Below are 19,154 nucleotides of genomic sequence, written 5' to 3'. Positions count from 1 at the left end.
ATTTTGACAATAATAAAACATGGCTTTAACAAATATCTGCCAGCTCGGTTTTGGTTGGCAGGACCACTTGCCTTGATATTGTCTATCGTCATTATGGCAGCCTCACCTCTTTGGCTACCACATAAGGAAAACCACCTTTATCACATGGTCTTTCCTGTGATTTTATTTCCATTGATATGGAGCCTATGCTTTTTCTATCCATTATTAGAAACCAGCTTAAAACGTGCCACTTTGGTGATGTCATCTATGTTAGTACTAAACATTGCGCTTATTGTATTTTCATTATTCTTATAACCACAAGCAACGAGCAACGAGCAACGATTAATACCATGATTAAACTTTCTAAAGACAACACCAAACGACAACTTGCCATTCATGGATGGACAGGATTAGTGTTGGGTTTTTTACTGTACATTGTGGTCTTTACAGGTGCCGTGGTGGTATTTGAAAATGAGCTTGAACAATGGTCAGCCAGCCACCTACAAACATCTGAGGTTATTGACAGTTCGGTTACTGATCTTGTTAATCATTTGGCAAAAAATACCGCGCAAGAACTTTGGCAAGACATTGATATTCATAAGCATCATGGTGAGTTAGAAGTGTTTTTTCATGAGCATCGCTTAAATAAAAAAGGTCAAAAACAGCCTTATGGCGTGCAGTACAGCATCAACTTGAATACGATTAATAATCCAAAAACGACGTTAAGAAAACAAATTATACAAAACAGACAAATTGGTTTTCCTGCTAACTTTGAAGACCCTTCTGGCACTGAATGGGTTCAGTTTATGAGGTTTATGCATACCAACCTTTACATTCCTGGCCGTCTTGGATTTTACGCTACGGGTATTATCGGCTTGTTATTGTTGGTATCAGCGGTATCGGGGTTTTTATTGCACAGACACCTTATTAAAGATATGTTTTTGTCACCTCGCAAACCCAAAAACAAAACTGGAAAAACCATTAACTATCGTGATGGACACAACCTAGCAGCTACATGGACATTGCCTTATGCCTTTGTACTGGCATTTACGGGTGCTTTTTTAAGCTTTGCATTGACGCTTGGTCTGCCTACCATTGCTTATACGGCATTTAAAGGCGATATTAATACAGCAATGGAAAAGGTTTCTGGCAAACCCAGTGTGGCATTAGCAAGTGAAGTGAGTCATAGTAATCAGCTACTCAACCTTGACAACATCATTATTGAAAGTCAAAAACGCATTGACAGTTACCCCAATCAAATCAATATTAGGGGTTATGGTAGTGAGCAAAGCGTTGTGATTACTCGTCATTTTGCAGGCTATATTGACAAAGACTTTATGACCAACGAGCTAATGTTTGATGGTAATACAGGTGAGTTCATACAAGAGTTATCAATCGTCGGTCAAAAGCCCACAATAAGTAGTGACACTCTCCAGCTGATGTTCTCTTTACATTTTGGTAACTTTTCTGGTTGGTTATCTAAACTATTGTGGTTTGGATTAGGCTTGCTTTTATGCTATGTAGTGATTACTGGATTCAAACTGTGGTTTGAGCGTCGTATCAAACAAGCCAGCTGGCGTCGTTTATATTTTAGTGTTCCTATCATCAGCTATGGTGTACCGATTTCATTTTTATCGGCAGGACTTGGGTTTTTCTTTTGCTATACCAGTGCCATCAACATATCCATGGAAACATCTATTTGGTTAGGCTTTGGCTTGGGCTGGCTATTGAGTTTAGCAAGTTTGATTTTTGTCTATCAAATGAATACCAACAACTCTCTTGATAACACATCAATAAAGGTAGAGACTCAGTCTACTTTGTCTATGACCCACATCAAAAACAATACGCAATCTATCGATATTCGGCTTAACAAATCAATGCAATATATCAATCAGTATTTTCGCTTTGTGTTGGCATTCTTTTTATTACTTTTACCTATCATCCGTTGGCAATCATCACACATTGGATGGTTGACTTTGGCTAAAAACTATACACCAAGTATTATTGTTATCGATTTATTTTTTATCATTGCTGGGCTGATTTTTTATCATAGGTTTTTAACTAAAAAGTAGTTTAAATCTTATGTTAAACGTTTTATTAATGACCACAGTATTTTATTTCAACAAGATTTTTTTCTAATAAACACAAAATAATTTATGAGCTCTATTACCTTTGCCCTTGTTAGCCTTATTTTTAGTGGTGTATTTCTGCATCGCTTAGTGCAGACTAACCCTAAACGCAGGCGCACCCACAAGCTATCAGCCATTCCACAAAATAACCAACATACTAAGGTACTATGGATATTGGTTTTTTGCCCTGCCTTAGTGCTTTTATTTGGCAAACTATTTTCGGCATTTATCATGTGGTTAGCAGGCTTGTTTTTAATTGGCTGGGCAATGGCTGCTATCAAACCTAAAAAAAAATTAACAAAGTAATAAGCATTGCTTCATAATTATAAACAATAATGATTATTCTTATCGTATAATATCACTTTCTTATGAGTCCAACCTTTTTGTACTCTATAAATTTAATTCCCTTTTACTCTTTTGGAGAAACAATGAAAAATTACCAAAAACTCACTTTATCAGTACTTACGCTATGTGTCTGCCAACAACTTTATGCAGAAAACGCATCGCCAACCGCCACGCTAGATACCATTACCATAACTGCTGAAGCGAAAACAGGCACCGCATTGGGTCAAAAAATTAGCGAAATGCCAGCGGTTACGCAAGTTATTTATGAAGACGAAATAGCGACACAAGCAATTGGTAATCGTATGGTAAGTGATATTTTAGGTCAACTAGTACCAAGCCTTGGCACAGGGAGTGGCTCTACCAGTAACTATACCACCACTATGCATGGTCGTAAGGTTCAATATTTGCTAAATGGCGTCCCTTTAACAGGTGCGCGTGATATTTCTCGTCAACTTAATAGCATTGATCCGTCTCAGCTAGAGCGCATTGAAGTCTTATCAGGCTCAACCAGTATTTATGGTGCGGGTGCAACAGGTGGTTTGATTAACTTGGTTACCAAATCTGCTGGTTCAGACTATGGACTGCATGGCGAAACTCGTATTGGTGTGAACAGTAACCGTACCTTCGAAGACGAATCATTGGGCTTTAATGTTGGGCAGTCCGTTGACTATGCAGATGACAAAGTTTATGGTCGACTGGATGTAGATTATGAAACCAAAGGCGGCAGTTTTGACAGCCATGCTGACCGCATTAGTCCTGATGCTTATCAGACAGACCAACAAGATACTAAGACCTTAAGTGTGAACGCCAACCTTGGTATAGACCTGACGGATACGCAAAATATTAACCTTGCGGTTACTCATTACAATAATGAACAAGACACCGAGTATGCTCCCGATTATGGTCAAGGTATGGCCGTATTATTTGGTCAACAACCATCATTAAAAGCTATTAAAGGTGCTAAATTAGAAGACCAGCCGTATAGCAATAAAAACTCTGTGAGCCTGAATTACCATAATGATGATATTTTAGGGTCTAACTTAAATATTACCGGTTACTACCGCACAGAAGAAGGTCGTTTTTATCCTTCTGCGAACTATTTTATTGCTGAGGCAAAAAAATATCTAAAAGATAATGGAATCACAGACCCTAAAGCGGTAAAAGCTGCCAAAAAAGCCTATTTTGCAGCACAGTCTGAAGCAGACATTAAGGTTATGGGCGTGCGTGCTGCCATGCAGACAGAAGCAAACTTAGCGGGTAAAGACGCACTATTTAGCTATGGTGTTGATTTTGAAAGCGAAGAAGACAAACAAACCTACTATGGTATTAACTTCGGTGAGCTTTATGCCAGTAATGGACTCATCGCTAACAAAGATGGCAAAAAATACTTTGGCGGTCCTGATACAACCGTTGAAAAATTGGGCGCTTTTATTAATGCCGATATTGATGTGACTGATAAACTTCATACGAGTGCGGGTATACGTTATCAAAATATTACTGCTCAGACAGATAAGTATATACCAATAAAACAACAGCTGATTGCAGATTTTGCAAAACGTCTTGGTAAGTCATATGACGGGACGGTAGAAGCTGGAGAAACAGAACACAGCAAAGCTTTGTTCAACTTGGGTGCAAGCTACCAAATTAATCCAGAAAATCAGGTGTTTGCTAATTTTTCGCAAGGTTTTAGTATCTCTGATGTCCAACGTGCTTTAAGAAGTGTGCCTGCAGGCTATGTAGTTGACTCTGAAAACGTGCAACCAATTACTGTTAATAGTTATGAACTTGGCTGGTTAGGTAATTTTGATACAACTAAAGCCAGAATTGCTGGTTTCTATAATACCTCTGATAAAACCGTACAATTTACACCCCCTGAATATTTGGTTGAGATTGTAGATACGGATGAGCGTGTGTATGGTGTGGAAGCTGGAGTAAGTCACGATATAAATGATGCATGGTCAGTTGGTTCAACCCTCGCTTATACTCGCGGTCAATACAAAGCAGAAAACAGTGATGATTGGTTAGAGCTAGATGCCACTCGTATCACACCACTTAAAGGCACGGCATTTGCTCAATATAATTTTGAGGGTGGTAGTAATATGCGCTTACAGGCGTTAGCTATTGGTGGCACAGACAAGGCACATAAAGAAAATGTAAAATCACAACCAGTCACAGGGTATGCAACCTTTGATTTATTAGGACAAGTAAAATTTGATAGTGGTCATTTTGATTATGGAATTTATAACCTATTAAATAAAGACTACAAAACGGTTTATCATCAAACAACTTATGGTCCATTAAACCGCTTGGATGCTAAGGGCACTACTTATGGTTTAAGCTATACGTTTGAATATTAATCACACTGACTTTGATTATTCACTCATATATACGAGCCACATAGTGGATAATTTTTTAAATAGCCAAAGTGTAAAGCTTTGGCTATTTTTATCTGTACTAGCTCAAACTTAACCTGACAGAGTCACCCAAATAATATGAAATTGTCAGCTTATATTTAAGCTAAATTTTTATTAGCCCAAATCTGTTTACCTTCAATAAGGTATTTTACGTCTAGATAAGGCATTACTCGATACAAGAGATATAGATACAAACGTATTTTGTTATTGTTTTAGCTTTTTAAATTACTTTTGTTAATGTAGGTACAAATTTTTTTAGACGCTTTAAAAAACCACCCTCGCAACTTGCAAAGGTGGTTTTTAAATAAATTAAAATCAAATTGTTATAGACAGTCTAAAATTCATACTTCGCTTTTATACCAAAGTTACGTCCAGGTCTGCTATATTTTTCAAAATTAACTGGTCCATAATATCCTTGTTTACTATTACCATTGACCTCTGCGGCCAACCAATAGGTTTTATCAAACACATTATAGACACCACCACTTAAGGTTAATGATTCCATAGGCTTCCACCAACCTGTTAGGTCCGCTAAAACGTAACCAGGGGTACGGAACTTAGTATCGTTTTCAGGATCAGCGCCTTTGCTTGCAGCACGCAATCTTAAACTACTGCCCCAGTCTTCACTAGGACTATAGCTTAAGTTAAAATTAGTAACCAATGGACTAATGTTGATTAATGGTTTGTCTTCTTTGCCATCAGAGCCTTTTTCACCCTTCATCCAAGTTGCACCTAGATTTGCTGTCAAAGCATCGTTAATTGCAAGGCTAGAATCAACCTCTATACCATATGTTTTTGCATCATCAAGGTTATAAGGAATATTAAAGTCACCTTTATTGCCGTTATATTCATCTAAAAATTTTTTAACGACAAAGTCATCATACTTTGTATAAAAACCATTAACTCTTAAGCTTCTCATATCGTTTGGTTCATAGATAAAACCAAGCTCAAAGTTTTGCGATGTTTCATCTTTTAGGTCGGGGTTAGGAATGTTAGCAAATGTACGTGGTGGTGGATGATAGAAACTAGTAAAGTTTATGTCATCAGCACTTTTAGAACCTTTAGCATAGTTTGCATATACCGTCGTTTTATCATTAATTGGCATTGATGCACCTAAAGATGGCAATACCTTGGTTTTACTGCCCTTAGGAATAAAATTTTGGAACTGTACAGCAGGGTTATTCTCATAAATATCATCTGATTTAGATGAATGTTTTTCATGTTCGACACGCACACCAGGCGACAAGACAAATCCGTTATTAAATCCAATATGGTCTTTACCATAAATATAGGTTGTATCTCTTTTTGTTATAGGTATCCGTCTATTGTATGAACCATCGACTTTACTTTGTCGTTTAAAATCAAATTCAGAGGACTCATACCCTAAACCCAATAACAAATGCTGATTAAGTGTTCCGGTTTCAATGTGTTTTTCGCCATCTACACCAGCAGTAAATAAATCATTTTTAAACAAACCTATATATTGCCCTTGACTCGTATTATCAATTTTTTGATATCCCAACAAGAAATTTAAAGCATCGGTTCCAAGTACATCCTGAAATTCACCTTCTACAGAGTAACGGCTGCGTTTAATTGGTTCGTCTTTACCCTCTCTTTGGTAGTATCGATACTCAGTCTTTCTTTTTTGATCAAAACGTTCGGCAGTGGCAATTAACTTACCACCAGTCACATCCATTTCGCCTTTAACCAGGATATTATCTTGCTCATACTCAATGTTATTGCGCTGTGTTTTATCCTCGTCATTGCCAGTGTTCTCATATTCATGAGAATCTCGTTTAGTATACATTACCATGCCACTAACTTTATCATTGCCAGCTGCAACTGTTAGCGTATTACCCCAACTATCATTTTTATCTGCATAGCTTGACTGCAATGATGCATATTTGCGGTTTTCGTCATCAATAAAATCACTTGGACGGTAGGTACGCATATTTACTGAACCCGCAAGAGCGCCACCACCTTGTTTAGGTGAGTTACGCCCCTTAACAATATCAATTTGTTTAATGGTATCAATTTCGTAAGGATTTAATTCACCACTATTATAAATACCATGTGCATATGAAAAGTTTTGAGGCTTTTTAATACCATCAATTTTTACTTCGGTATTGTTAGCACCAATGCCTCTAATATTAATATAGCGAGTATTACCATTGCCATCCAAATTTAAATCGATAGAAGTATCATTTTGCAATGCACTAGAAACATCAACAATCGAAGTATCGTTTTGTTTCTCCAGATTCATTGTTTTAGCATTCGGCAAACTACTATCAATACTATTTTCTGTAGTGGCAGTAATATTAATAGCAGGCAATTGTGCTGTTGGCAGCGTATCCGCTTGTGCGGCGTGTGCAGCAGTCAATAATAAAGGGGCTAAAGCCAAACTTAATGAGCTAAGCGCAAAGTTTTTTACCATAGTTTTTTGATTATTAAATGTTGTATTCATTTAATTACTCCAAGAGTTTACATAAAAAAGCTATTTAAAAATTGCCACAAGCATGTCAAATTAAAGCAATTAAAAAATAGGTAACAATGTTTCAGCATTGTAACGATAATGATTCTTAATTGCAATAATAATGATAATAATAATTATTTGTATTTAAATGATAAAATTGATACCATTGCCTATATATTGTTAAATCAACAATGTTTTTAACAAAAACCATCCAAGTTTTATTATGAGTACAAACAAAATGACCCCTATAGACACCAGTACAAAAAATACCGACCTATGGCAATCTTATGAGCAAGCAAAATCAGAATCAAAAATGTTGTTCCCTACTGAGGGCTCACAAAAACTAGGGGTAAGCGAGCTGGAATTGCTTTTAGCATCGCCAGATAGCCAATACCTTGGCAGTCAATGTGTTGATGCACTTAACGCACTCACCAAATTACCAACCGAAAAATTAGAAAGCATCGTCCGTAATGATTTTGCCGTGCATGAAAAACTTGGCAAGTTTCAAAACTTAAAGGCGGGTAAAAAAATGGGGATTATGCTAAATGTCGGGGGACTTGATTTACGTTACTTTATGAGTAAATGGAAACACATACTAGCTGTCACCAATACTAAAAATAACAAACGTGCTATCCACAGCATTCAGTTTTTTGATGGGCATGGCAATGCCATTAACAAGGTTTATTTAAAAAATATGGATGACCTACCCCATTGGCAATCCATGCTTGATGAAATCATAACAAGCATGGGCAACAATGCAGAGGCTAAAGTAATTGAACTTGACGCGCCCGAAGATCTGAAAGACTGGCAACTAAAAACACTAAGTGATGAAAACAAAAAAACACTGCATGAAAAATGGCTTGGTATGACCGATGTACACCAATTTTTTGGTATTTTAGCAGACTTAGAAATTGACAGAGCAAGCAGTTATATACAAGCACCTGAGGGCATGGCAACCAAGCTAAACCCACATGCATGTGAACAATTATTAAATTTAGTGCAACAAAAAGCATGCCCAATTATGATTTTTGTTGGCAACACTGGCGTGGTTCAAATACAAACAGGTACTGTTAAAACCGTCAACCGAATGGGTGATTGGTTAAATATTTTAGATAAAGACCACAACGACTTTACCCTACACCTTAAAGACAGTGGTATCTCACAACTATGGTGGGTTAAGCGCCCTATTGTGGATGGCTATGTCACTTGTATTGAAGCCTTTGATGATAAAGGGCGTACCATCGCAACCATTTTTGGGCAACGTCAAGAAGGCAATCCTGAACTTGATTTATGGGTTGAAATTACCGACCAAATTGCTAAAGACTACGCTGCATAGAATCATTTTTTATAACCTTTTTACTAACAGATTAAGTAAAAGTCCGATTTATTTGTTTTTAAAGGTAAAAGGGTAAATGAAAGGTTAATCAGCAATAAACTGTAATTTTGATAAAAAACACAACAAGCATCATATTATGAAAAACCCACTATCTAAAACCGCTAAAACTTGCTGTTATATCAGCCTATTTGCCATGGCAACCAGTTTAACGGCTTGTGACAAACCGATAAATGACGCAAATGAAGCTAAAAAAGAGCAAGCCAACGGTCACGTAAAAACTGCCGCCAACCAAGATGAATACCAACGTATTGTTGTGATGAGCCCAGATGTGGCAAACATTGTTATTAGCTTAGGTGCAATTGATAAAATTGTTGGCAAAGATGCAATGAACAAGCACCCAAAACTAAACCATGTGCCAGAAGTGGGGACGCATCGTAATATATCGCCCGAGTCAATTATTTCTGTTAATCCAGACCTTGTACTGGGTAGCCACATGGTGCAACCACAAACCATTTATAACCGTTTAGAGGGTTTGGGTCTAAAAGCCGTTAATGTTGCACCAAAAGCAGACATTGAGGTTTTTGCTCAAAGCATTGAAACTATTGGTAATTTAGTTGGTAAACCTGAAGAAGGTAAAAAACTGTCTACTCAATGGCTTGAGGGGATGCAACCAAGAGAACAAACCAAAACCCGCTATTTGTTGAGCTATGACGGAAGGTTTGTATCTGGCAAAAACACGGTGGCAGACGATCTGATAAAAAGGGCTGGTGGTATTAATGCTGCCTCGAGTGTTGAAGGCTTAAAACCATTATCTCGTGAAGGCTGGCTAGATGCCAACCCTGATGTCGTCATCATTGCTGACCACAACAAAGCCATTGTAGGTTCACAAAAACAATTTGCCAGCCGTCCTGAAATTGCAAATAGCCCAGCTGCCAAAAATGATAAAGTGATATTTTGGCCAGTGAGAGACTTTATGGTATTTGGTTTATATTCTCCTAACATTGTCGATAAGTTACACAAATTAGCACATGAATAAGCAACACCGCTTTCATTTAAATACAAGCCCTATCACCATCCGTAGTTTAAAGATGCTCGCCATTAGACCCAAAAAAATATCGCTATATCTCATGCTGGCATTGCTGTGCTGTGTTATCGCATGGTTTAGTTTGGGCATTGGCTTTGGCGAGTGGCATAATCCAAGCACATTAAACGAGTTGACTTGGGCACTGCGTTACCCACGTATAGCAAACGCTTTAATGGTTGGTATGGCATTATCGGTAAGTGGTTGTGCCTTACAAGCCTTGTTTGAAAACCCATTGGCAGACCCAAGTCTAATTGGTACATCTGGTGGTGCAGCCTTAGGTGTGGTGCTGGTTATTGCTTTTGGTATTGGGGGTATTGGCGTGCCTTTAGCTGCTTTTGCAGGCAGCATGCTGGTGTGCATTTTTGTGCTGGCGTTCCACCGTTTTTTGGGCGGTGGTCAAATGGGATTGCTAATTTTAGGCTTTATTATCAGTGCTTTTTGTGGTGCAGTCGTTAGCCTAATTTTATTTATGTCTGATGATATGATTTTACGCAGTGCCACCAACTGGCTATCAGGCAGCTTGGCAGAAGCTGGGTTTGTACCACTACGGTATGCACTTTTGGTTATGCTATTAGGTTTGATTTTGCTGTTACCAATGGGGCGAAAGCTGGATGCCCTTTTGCTTGGAGAAACCACCGCAACCACGATGGGAATAAACGTTGGCTTAACTCGTACCTTGGTTATTATTGCTTGTGCTTTGCTCACGGGCGGGGCTGTTTCAATATCTGGGATGATTGGCTTTATTGGTATGATGATCCCTAACTTACTTGCACTTATTTTTGGTGGTGGTAGAACGTGGCTAATGATATGGTCAGGTTGGTTAGGCGCAATGTTTATGTTGGTCATTGACAGTGCTGCTCGTCACATCGCTTATCCCATTGATTTGCCCATTGGTATTGTGCTTGCTTTGCTTGGAGGTCCATTTTTTGTTTGGATATTTTTACAAGGGAATCGCAGGTAATGAGCACATTATTTTCTATCGACTCTTTAAAAGTTGTACACAAACAAAAGGTTTTGTTGCAAACAAAACAGCTTGCCCTGCCCAGCAATCATATGATTGCCATTATTGGTGCCAATGGCGCTGGTAAAAGCACGCTAATCAACGCCCTTTTAGAACAAAATGGTCGCTGTCATGTCACCGGTAATATTAGCCATCAAGGACAACCTGTTAGCAAACTCATCCGTCGTGGTCAAGTTGCTTGGGTTGGTCAGCACGAAAAATACGAAGTGCCATTAACTGTTTTAGATTATTGCTTGCTTGGCATCATGCCTAATTTGGCTTGGTATGAAAAACCAAACAAACAGGCAATTGCAGAAGCAAAAAATTACTTAAATGATTTTGATTTGCTAAATTTAGCAAGCATGCGTGTACAAACGCTTTCAGGAGGCGAAAAACAACGCATGACCATGGTGCGTGCTTTAATGCAAAAAACCGATATTTTACTACTTGATGAGCCTACCAACCATTTGGATGTCAAACATCAACGCAAACTTTTTGCTTATTTAAAAAATCTGGTTAAATTTGGCAATAAAAGCATTGTGATGGTGTTGCACAGTTTAACTGATGCCTATAATTATGCCGATCATATTATTGCCATGGCAGATGGCAAGATTATTGCTACGGGCACACCTGATGCCGTAATGACACCGGCAACCCTTAAAAAAATGTACGAAGTTGATATCAAAGTTTATGACACCAAGGATGGTAAAGTCTTTGTTTAACTCTATTTATCAAACTGAATAAAAAAATATCGTTTAAAAGCCCATAAAAAAAACATAAGCTGATTGGCTTCAGCTTATGTTTAATCTAGTACCGTTTAAAACTCATAAAAGTTAATCAAACTTTTTACGAGGACGTCTTACAGGTTTATCACCATCTCTACCTTTATGTGGTGACTTTTTAAAGTCTCGTTTGTTGCGTCGCTCTTGATTCCCTCGTCTATCTTTACCACCGCTGCGCTTACGGTTATTTCCTTCCGATGCGCTGGTATCGGCATCCATTTGCTCAATTTGGCTTAATTTACCATTGATACGGGTTTTTTGTAGGTGCTTTAAAACCTCAGCTGGCATACCTTTTGGTAGCATAACATCTGTATGGTTATCACTGATGTTAATTGGTCCAATATTGTATCCTTCGATACCTGCTTCATTCGCAATGGCGCCCACAATATGCCCTGGCTTAATATTATCACGATAGCCAACACCAAGACGATAGTTTTCCATATCTTCTCGAGATACTCTGTCACCCTGATTTTCATCACGATCTTTGCGGTTTCTACGGTTATCTTTGTTTCTATCTCGCCCACGCCCTCGTCCATCTCTTTGACGAGAAGAACGTGATGACAAGGTTGCCAAGTCAATAGAAGCAACGGTATCACGCTTGCCTAATAGCAATGGTGAATTATTTAACGACATACTGGCAAGGGCAGCTGCGATGCTAATTAAATCTAGGTCATCATTTTGGTACATTTCTTCAAGCATTTGCTCTAAATACTCAAGATTCTTGTGTTCCATTTCACTAACAATGCGCTGCTTAAAATGCGCCACACGTTGGGCATTAATATCTGTTAACGATGGCATTGGGTACATAGGTATGGTTGTTTTTGTATCTTTTTCGATAAAACCAAACGAGCGACGATCACGTGGTGTCATTAACAAAATTGTTTTACCACTACGTCCAGCACGCCCAGTACGACCAATTCTATGTACATAAGACTCACTGTCATGAGGTAGGTCATAGTTAATAACATGGCTGATTCGCTCTACATCAATACCCCTAGCTGCAACATCTGTCGCGATTACAATGTCAATCATGCCCTTTTTAAGCTGATCAATCACTCGCTCACGTTGTTTTTGCTGCAAGTCACCATTTAGTGCTGCTGCTTTATGCCCACGATAATTAAGTTTGCTCGCTAATTCTTCTGTCATCGCTTTGGTGTTAACAAAGATGATGGTGGCATCTCTATCTTCAATTTCTAACAATTGACGTAACCCTGCCATTTTTTGGCTAGATTCAACACACAAATAAAACTGCTCGATAGTCGATGCTGTTTCTGCTTTTTTAGCAATCTGAATTACCACTTCATTTTTAAGATATTTTTCGGTAATTGCCTTAATTTGCGCTGGCATGGTTGCAGAAAATAACGCAATTTGGGTTTCTTGAGGCGTATGAGACAACACCCATTCCACATCATCAATAAAGCCCATGCGTAACATTTCATCCGCTTCATCTAACACTAAAGCTTGCAAGTTGTCTAACTTGAGTGTGCCTTTTTCCATGTGGTCCATTACGCGACCAGGGGTACCAACCACAATTTGAGCCCCACGTTTTAAACCATTAATCTGAGTGCGATAATCCGCACCACCATAGATAGGAAGCACATTAACCTTTGGCATAAATTGTGCATAGTCTTTGTAGGCATCTGCCACTTGTATGGCAAGTTCACGCGTGGGTGCTAATACCAAAACCTGAACACCTCGTAAGCTTAGGTCAATATTTTGCAAGGTTGGCAAAGCAAAAGCGGCTGTTTTACCTGTCCCTGTTTGCGCTTGCCCTAAAATATCATGGCGATTTAAAAGGTGCGGAATTGCTTGTGCCTGAATTGGCGATGGTTCGCTGTAACCAACTTTATTTAACGCGTCAAGAAGTGGTTGCTTTAGCCCAAGGTCGGCAAAGCTTTGTGATTGCTGTGTCATTAGAAGCCCTTATCCTATTGATAGATTCAAATAGATATGAATTTTAACCAATTGCTCCTCCCACAACTTTGCAAAAAACTTTGCTAAAGCCTATAAAACAATACACATCTGCTAAAACGTAAGATATTCAGCATTAACGGTCTAATAAAAAGACTAAAATTAGGTGAATAAATAGATAAATGTAGGCAAGAAACGCTGGTTCGATATAAAAAAATAAAGTGTGACAGATTATTGCCACACTACAAACAAGCCGCCTATTGTGACAGCTATTTTGTTTTTGTCAAACTTTTTTACTAAAAAATAAAAAGCCAGCAAGGTGCGGGCTATCATAAAAACATCATTTTTAATGCTTTGTTTTTAATCTTGCGTGTGGAAGAGCAAAAACAACTCAGTTAAATTACCCTCTATGTTGTTCGCCATTTGAGCCAGCAAATCTTCATCATGTCTCATAGCTTGTAACGTTTCATCATCTTCATCAATACCACTAAATATCACCATGGGTAAGGTTAGCATGGCAACATCGTCTTCGGTTTCATCATCTGCAAACCAGTCATGTGCTTCATCTGCATACATAGCATCTACAAAGCCAACTGACCAAGCAGAAATATCAGACTCGGGAGAATAGTCTACCTCTTCACTCCCATCGGCAAACGGTAACTCAATGGGTGATTCTGACTTTAACTGATTCATGATATCGACTTGCCAAGCATACAGCGCAAGTTTAATTGCATCGGTTAACTCGGCATCATTCATCTCAAAAAGTGCCAAATGCCAGTCTTTTAAAGGTTTACCAACAACCGTTGCTGTTAAAAACCCGTGGGTCGCAATACTATCCAGCCCAAATTGATTGGCATCTGAGTCTAAAAAACTAATCAGTTCATCATGTGTCATAATTATCTATATCTAAAAGTAGGTGCTTAATATCATCAAGTTAATTGTCAAATCCAACTTGGGTTATTTAGTCATCCAGGTCGTCATCATCAAGGCTATCTAGGTCATCTTCATCAAAATCTTCTAACTCTCGGGCTAGCCTTTTTTCTTCTAAAAGGTTATCAATCAACCTGCGTTTTTCGAGGCTGTTGCTATCATCTTTTTTTGATTCTGACTCTTCTGCTAACTTTGCATCCTTGTCTTCTTCGTCAAAGTTTTCGTCAAAATCGTCATCTATTTCACTCATCATCTACTCCAGTTGTTTTGTTTTTTTAAGCAGAAAAAAATCTAGCTAATTACTTTGGTGAATGAACTTTAATCCATTTTTACGGGTTCGTTCTATAATTTTAATGATTTTATATTTTTAGCTACCCAACATCAATACCGAACTTTGCATTTTATTGATACGTGTACAAATACTCTCGTCATCTTCTGTTACAAGCACCATATTTTTAGCATAGCTATTATTTGAGTCGCTTAATGGCATTAACTGCATATAAGCGTCAACTTCTTCATAAGCAGCAGATGAAACCATCATCAGTACGTCATTTTCTACTGCTTCGTGTTTTAAAGCATCTTGTAACGTATCTGCGGTTAGGTTTTGGCTAATACCAACTTTAACGGGCAAAGCCAAGTTGCTTAATTCAAGATTTTTTTGATATACAACGTGATTTAATTTTGTATATAAAATGGCAAGCATTGCTCCACCCAGCGCAATATTACTATGTTCAGTATCTGATTTTAACTCAACAAAAGCACCATTTTTATCAAAGCTCGGTTCATTTACTAGCTCTAATCCATGCAATATTGGTTGTTTAATTACCTCATCTACAGCACTGACTAACAATTGCGAGCATAAATCCAAATAGGGATATAAGTAGTCTGCCGACACAACTTCCAATAATTTGTTTTCATCTACAAATTGAATATGCACATTAATGTGATTGTTTTCTTCAGCTTCATCAACGGGTTCTTCATCTGTTATTAATGGGCTTTCTTGCTCAAATGCATGGTCTCTATCAGTGGTGTTGCTCATTGCCATGCTCATCGTGGTTTCATCATTCAACTGGTTTTGCTGAATTAAGTCATCCAACTCTTGCCCAATGTTATGCTGCTGTAAAACATCATTCCCTGTTTTGTCACTCTCTTCTTCAGTTGCTAGGTGGGTCAAAATGTCATCGTTGCCATTGGTTAACTCCGCAACATCGGTTTGTGTCTGCACATCTGTATTTTCTGCTTGGCTATAATAGTTACGATAATGCTCATGCACATCACGGCTAAGCTCACGTAACTGCTCTTTAGTTGGTCGAGCCACATAGCCATAAGCTAACCAAACTAAAAAGTGTAAAAGTAATGCCCCTAAGATGTACGGCCAAAGGCTTTTAAATACTTCACCTTTGCCAATTTGCTTCATGGTCACCAGCACTTCACCAATCACCGCATCTTCATTTTTAGCAAATGCACTAATCACATCCCCTTTTTGTAAAGGGGCATCTCCAATTTGTACCAATATTTGCTCATTCGCATCTTTTATTTGCAAAAGCGCAATATCGGCTTCATTAGAAAAACGGTTTGCCATAACCCCAAGGCTTACGCGATCTTGATAGCTAAGTGCTATCAATGAGTCATCAACCAGCTGGGCAACGATCCTTTCTCCCTTTTGTTGGCGTGTCTCATCAATTTGATTTTCGCTACCCACCACCATCAACAAGCAGTGCAAACAAAAACTGGTAAAAACAATAATGGCAAATAGCCCTTGCCTTGGCGCTAAATAGGTCATGATATGATAAACTTTGGTAATAAATCCTCAGCTATTTAAAAAGCATAAAATAGCTATTAAATATGCAAACATAGATGCAATAATATAACCAATTAAGCCCGCTAGCAACACAATATTAATGATATGATAGACAGATATTAAAAATTTGCTATTTTTTTTCAATTTTCGTTCATAACAAGGATATTTAACTGTGACAACATCCCAAACATTAAACGGCAAGCAACCGACTGTAACCATGTGGCAAACCGCATTTGATGAATGCCTAAACAAGATGCCTGTAACTAATGTCGTTAGCAAACAAGACTTGCCAATTTTTGCGGTCATTATCACAGCTAATATCAATGTAAGCGATGATGTAAACGATGATTTACAACAGCCTTTGACACAAAACATTGATAATTGGATAACGGCATGGGCGAATCAACAAGCCCAATGGGATTTGTTAAATGTAAACAGCTCAGACGCCGCTCAAGCAGCAAGCGCTTGTTTTGTATCCGATGATAAAAATAATGTCATAGAAAATGATCGTTTAACACCGATTGATACTTGCAAATATCTGCTTTACCCAAGCTCGGTTGATGCCATTAAGCATTTAAGTTATCCAGAAAAAATAACCGCCGCTGCTCACGTGATTGATGAACAAATAACGGCGATGTTACATGACAAACTTGGCAATCAATTTGACTGCCACATTTTACTTGCCAGCAAATTAACAAAGCCTCACAAATTAGCATTTTTTGATATGGACTCAACCCTCATTGAGCAAGAAGTGATTGTTGAGCTTGCAAAAGCAACAAATATTGGCGACAAAGTAAACGAAATTACTGAATCTGCGATGCGTGGCGAAATAGACTTTAATGAGTCTTTTGTACAGCGTGTTGCCCTTTTAAAAGGCACCTCAACCGAGGTGTTAGATGAAATCAATAGCAGCCTAACCTTATCGGCTGGCGCAAAAACCACGCTGGCAACACTTAAAGCAATGGGCTTTTATACTGTGCTTGTTTCTGGCGGTTTTACCTATTTTGCCAAGCACATTGCCAAAAAATTAAACATGGATGAGTTTCATGCAAATGAGCTAGATACGCTAGATGGTATGGTAACAGGCGATGTTGTACTGCCAATTGTTAATGGCGAAATGAAAGCTGCAATCGTCCAAAAAATTGCCCAACAAAAAGGGATTGCACTTTCTGAGGTGATTTGCATTGGTGATGGGGCAAATGACTTAGCCATGATGGCAGTCGCCGATATTGGGCTGGCATACCGTGCAAAGCCCATTGTTCAAGCTAAAGCAGACTTAGCCATTAACTGCACTGGGCTAGAAGGCGTACTCTATGCATTAGGCGTTAATGCACTATCACAAAAAAAATAATAACTAAATAACAATACCCACAGTTTTTACGAGAGTGGCAATGCAATCATCACAACAACAAAAACCTGCAAATAACTCAGCACTTGATTATCTCATCATTTATATAAAAGGCATCGCAATGGGTGCTGCTGATATTGTTCCTGGCGTTTCTGGCGGTACTATTGCCTTAATCGCTGGTATATACACTCGGTTGATATCAGCAATTAGCCGTGCCGACCTAAAAATATTGAAGATATGGAAAAATGGCGGACTAATTAACGGTTTTATTGATGTATGGAAATACATGGACGCCACTTTTTTGTTGGTTTTAGCCGCAGGTATTGGCACCAGTGTAATCACTTTGGCTGGATTTATTAGCCATATGCTAAAAAACCAACCTCTGATTATTTGGTCATTGTTTTTTGGGTTAATGCTCGCCACGGTGTTAATACTATTTAAAGAAATAAAAGACTGGAATATTAAGCGTATTTTGTTATTTATAGCAGGTTTACTGATAGCCATTGGCATTAGCCTTGCGCCAAACGTGACTGGAACACCAAGCCTACCCTATCTATTTTTTGCTGGCTCCATTGCTATTTGTGCGATGATTTTGCCTGGGGTATCTGGTTCTTTTATTCTTGTACTGCTTGGGGCATACAACGCGGTACTAACTGCCGTGCATCAAATGCAGCTTAGTGTATTAGCCACAGTTTTTACTGGTATGATTTGTGGCTTGCTGGCTTTTAGTAAACTGCTTAAATGGCTTCTAAGCCGATTTTATCAGGCAACTTTAGCACTGCTTACTGGTTTTATTGCTGGCTCACTGTTAAAAGTGTATCCTTGGCAAGTTGATGGACAATATTTTTTACCACAAAATTATCCTGATGGGGCACACTTAGTCACCGCTTTAATACTGATGATGATAGGTGCTGGTTTGGTTTTTATCATATCCCATTTAGGTAAAAACCAGCAATAAAATCAATATATAGTGGTTACATCTTAAGCAAGCACAACATATTGATTAGTACAATCTTTCAACAAGTGTAACTACTCTGTATTTTTTGTTACAAAAAATTACATTTTGTTAGGCTCTGTAATTACAGGGGTCAGATAACATTGCGACAAATATTGTCGTTTTAGTGAATTTACCCCCTTTTTATTATTGGCTAAAAAAGCCATAATAACGATTAGTAAACTTTGCAATGTTCAACAACTTATTAAGAGAATCATAAAATCTGTGAAGATTTTACTCAAAAACAATGAGGCAATGACCAATGTTAATGGCAATTTTTAGCAATATAAGCTTGGTATCAATCATCGGTTATTCACTGCTTGCAGTGGGTTTGATTGCGACCGCTCTATCTAGCCAAAGATATCTTTTATTATATACACTGGCAGGTATGAGCTATTGGGCACTTATTGAAGGATTACAATCAGGCTTAACGCGTATGCTCCCACTTTCGGATTGGAACGGTTATGTCGTGGCAATGTTAATTAGCTGGCTTCCTTTGGCTGGTTGGGTTATTTACCGTGGTATATCGGCACCCCAACGCCGTAAACGTGCTCAAGAGCAAGCAAAAGCCAAATACATTGAGCATACCCCCGTTTATAAAGACTACGAACCAAAATACCAATAATTA

16 protein-coding genes are annotated in these 19,154 nt (G+C 38.3%); 11 read left to right on the top strand and 5 right to left on the bottom strand.

Features of this window, described 5'->3' with window-relative positions:
• Positions 1-3: 3 nt before the first annotated feature.
• The 4 genes from VH441_RS09445 to VH441_RS09430 all read left to right on the top strand — a co-directional run bounded on the left by VH441_RS09445 (position 4) and on the right by VH441_RS09430 (position 4,810).
• Complete coding sequence (locus tag VH441_RS09445) at positions 4-294, top strand: hypothetical protein (protein ID WP_434353394.1); 291 nt, start codon at positions 4-6, stop codon at positions 292-294.
• A 35-nt stretch (positions 295-329) separates the two neighbouring features.
• Positions 330-2,051 (top strand): PepSY-associated TM helix domain-containing protein, encoded by a 1,722-nt coding sequence (locus VH441_RS09440; protein ID WP_434353393.1) that lies wholly within the window; start codon positions 330-332, stop codon positions 2,049-2,051.
• An 84-nt stretch (positions 2,052-2,135) separates the two neighbouring features.
• The gene (locus VH441_RS09435; RefSeq protein WP_434353392.1) at positions 2,136-2,414 is read left to right on the top strand and encodes a hypothetical protein; all 279 of its coding nucleotides are present in this window, start codon (positions 2,136-2,138) and stop codon (positions 2,412-2,414) included.
• Between the two features lie 122 nt (positions 2,415-2,536).
• Positions 2,537-4,810, top strand: coding sequence for a TonB-dependent receptor (locus VH441_RS09430; protein WP_434353391.1), 2,274 nt, complete (start codon positions 2,537-2,539; stop codon positions 4,808-4,810).
• A 391-nt stretch (positions 4,811-5,201) separates the two neighbouring features.
• Here the strand turns inward: VH441_RS09430 and VH441_RS09425 are convergent, their stop codons facing one another.
• Positions 5,202-7,331, bottom strand: coding sequence for a TonB-dependent receptor domain-containing protein (locus VH441_RS09425; RefSeq protein WP_434353390.1), 2,130 nt, complete (start codon positions 7,329-7,331; stop codon positions 5,202-5,204).
• 232 nt (positions 7,332-7,563) lie between these two features.
• Between VH441_RS09425 and VH441_RS09420 the strand changes: the two genes are divergently transcribed.
• The 4 genes from VH441_RS09420 (at position 7,564) to VH441_RS09405 (ending at position 11,482) form a co-directional block, all read left to right on the top strand.
• Entirely contained in the window at positions 7,564-8,676 is a 1,113-nt protein-coding gene (locus VH441_RS09420) for a ChuX/HutX family heme-like substrate-binding protein (protein ID WP_434353389.1), read from the top strand.
• A gap of 136 nt (positions 8,677-8,812) precedes the next feature.
• Complete coding sequence (locus VH441_RS09415) at positions 8,813-9,712, top strand: heme/hemin ABC transporter substrate-binding protein (protein ID WP_434353388.1); 900 nt, start codon at positions 8,813-8,815, stop codon at positions 9,710-9,712.
• Entirely contained in the window at positions 9,705-10,721 is a 1,017-nt protein-coding gene (locus tag VH441_RS09410) for a FecCD family ABC transporter permease (protein ID WP_434353387.1), read from the top strand. The genes VH441_RS09415 and VH441_RS09410 overlap by 8 nt, the downstream gene beginning before the upstream one ends.
• Positions 10,721-11,482, top strand: coding sequence for an ABC transporter ATP-binding protein (locus tag VH441_RS09405; protein WP_434353386.1), 762 nt, complete (start codon positions 10,721-10,723; stop codon positions 11,480-11,482). Before VH441_RS09410 ends, VH441_RS09405 begins: the two co-directional genes overlap by 1 nt.
• 111 nt (positions 11,483-11,593) lie before the next feature.
• Here VH441_RS09405 and VH441_RS09400 read toward each other — a convergent pair whose 3' ends face one another.
• From VH441_RS09400 to VH441_RS09385, 4 genes are all read right to left on the bottom strand, one after another.
• A complete protein-coding gene (locus VH441_RS09400; protein ID WP_434353385.1) occupies positions 11,594-13,456 on the bottom strand; it encodes a DEAD/DEAH box helicase in 1,863 nt (620 codons plus the stop codon).
• A 357-nt stretch (positions 13,457-13,813) separates the two neighbouring features.
• Positions 13,814-14,347 (bottom strand): YgfB and YecA protein, encoded by a 534-nt coding sequence (locus tag VH441_RS09395; RefSeq protein WP_434353384.1) that lies wholly within the window; start codon positions 14,345-14,347, stop codon positions 13,814-13,816.
• A gap of 67 nt (positions 14,348-14,414) precedes the next feature.
• The gene (locus VH441_RS09390) at positions 14,415-14,633 is read right to left on the bottom strand and encodes a PA3496 family putative envelope integrity protein (protein WP_434353383.1); all 219 of its coding nucleotides are present in this window, start codon (positions 14,631-14,633) and stop codon (positions 14,415-14,417) included.
• Between the two features lie 117 nt (positions 14,634-14,750).
• Entirely contained in the window at positions 14,751-16,166 is a 1,416-nt protein-coding gene (locus tag VH441_RS09385; RefSeq protein WP_434353382.1) for a hypothetical protein, read from the bottom strand.
• A gap of 190 nt (positions 16,167-16,356) precedes the next feature.
• Between VH441_RS09385 and serB the strand changes: the two genes are divergently transcribed.
• From serB to aciT, 3 genes are all read left to right on the top strand, one after another.
• Positions 16,357-17,535, top strand: coding sequence for a phosphoserine phosphatase SerB (serB, locus tag VH441_RS09380; protein ID WP_434353381.1), 1,179 nt, complete (start codon positions 16,357-16,359; stop codon positions 17,533-17,535).
• Positions 17,536-17,575: 40 nt separating this feature from the next.
• Positions 17,576-18,490, top strand: coding sequence for a DUF368 domain-containing protein (locus tag VH441_RS09375; RefSeq protein ID WP_434353380.1), 915 nt, complete (start codon positions 17,576-17,578; stop codon positions 18,488-18,490).
• A 298-nt stretch (positions 18,491-18,788) separates the two neighbouring features.
• Entirely contained in the window at positions 18,789-19,151 is a 363-nt protein-coding gene (gene aciT / locus VH441_RS09370) for an AciT family ciprofloxacin tolerance protein (RefSeq protein WP_434353379.1), read from the top strand.
• The last annotated feature ends 3 nt before the right edge of the window (positions 19,152-19,154 follow it).

The organism is Psychrobacter sp. HD31, assembly GCF_051097895.1.
Taxonomy (GTDB): domain Bacteria; phylum Pseudomonadota; class Gammaproteobacteria; order Pseudomonadales; family Moraxellaceae; genus Psychrobacter.
The sequence above is the reverse complement of the archived record's forward strand: the minus strand, read 5'-3'. Positions and strand labels throughout refer to the sequence as shown.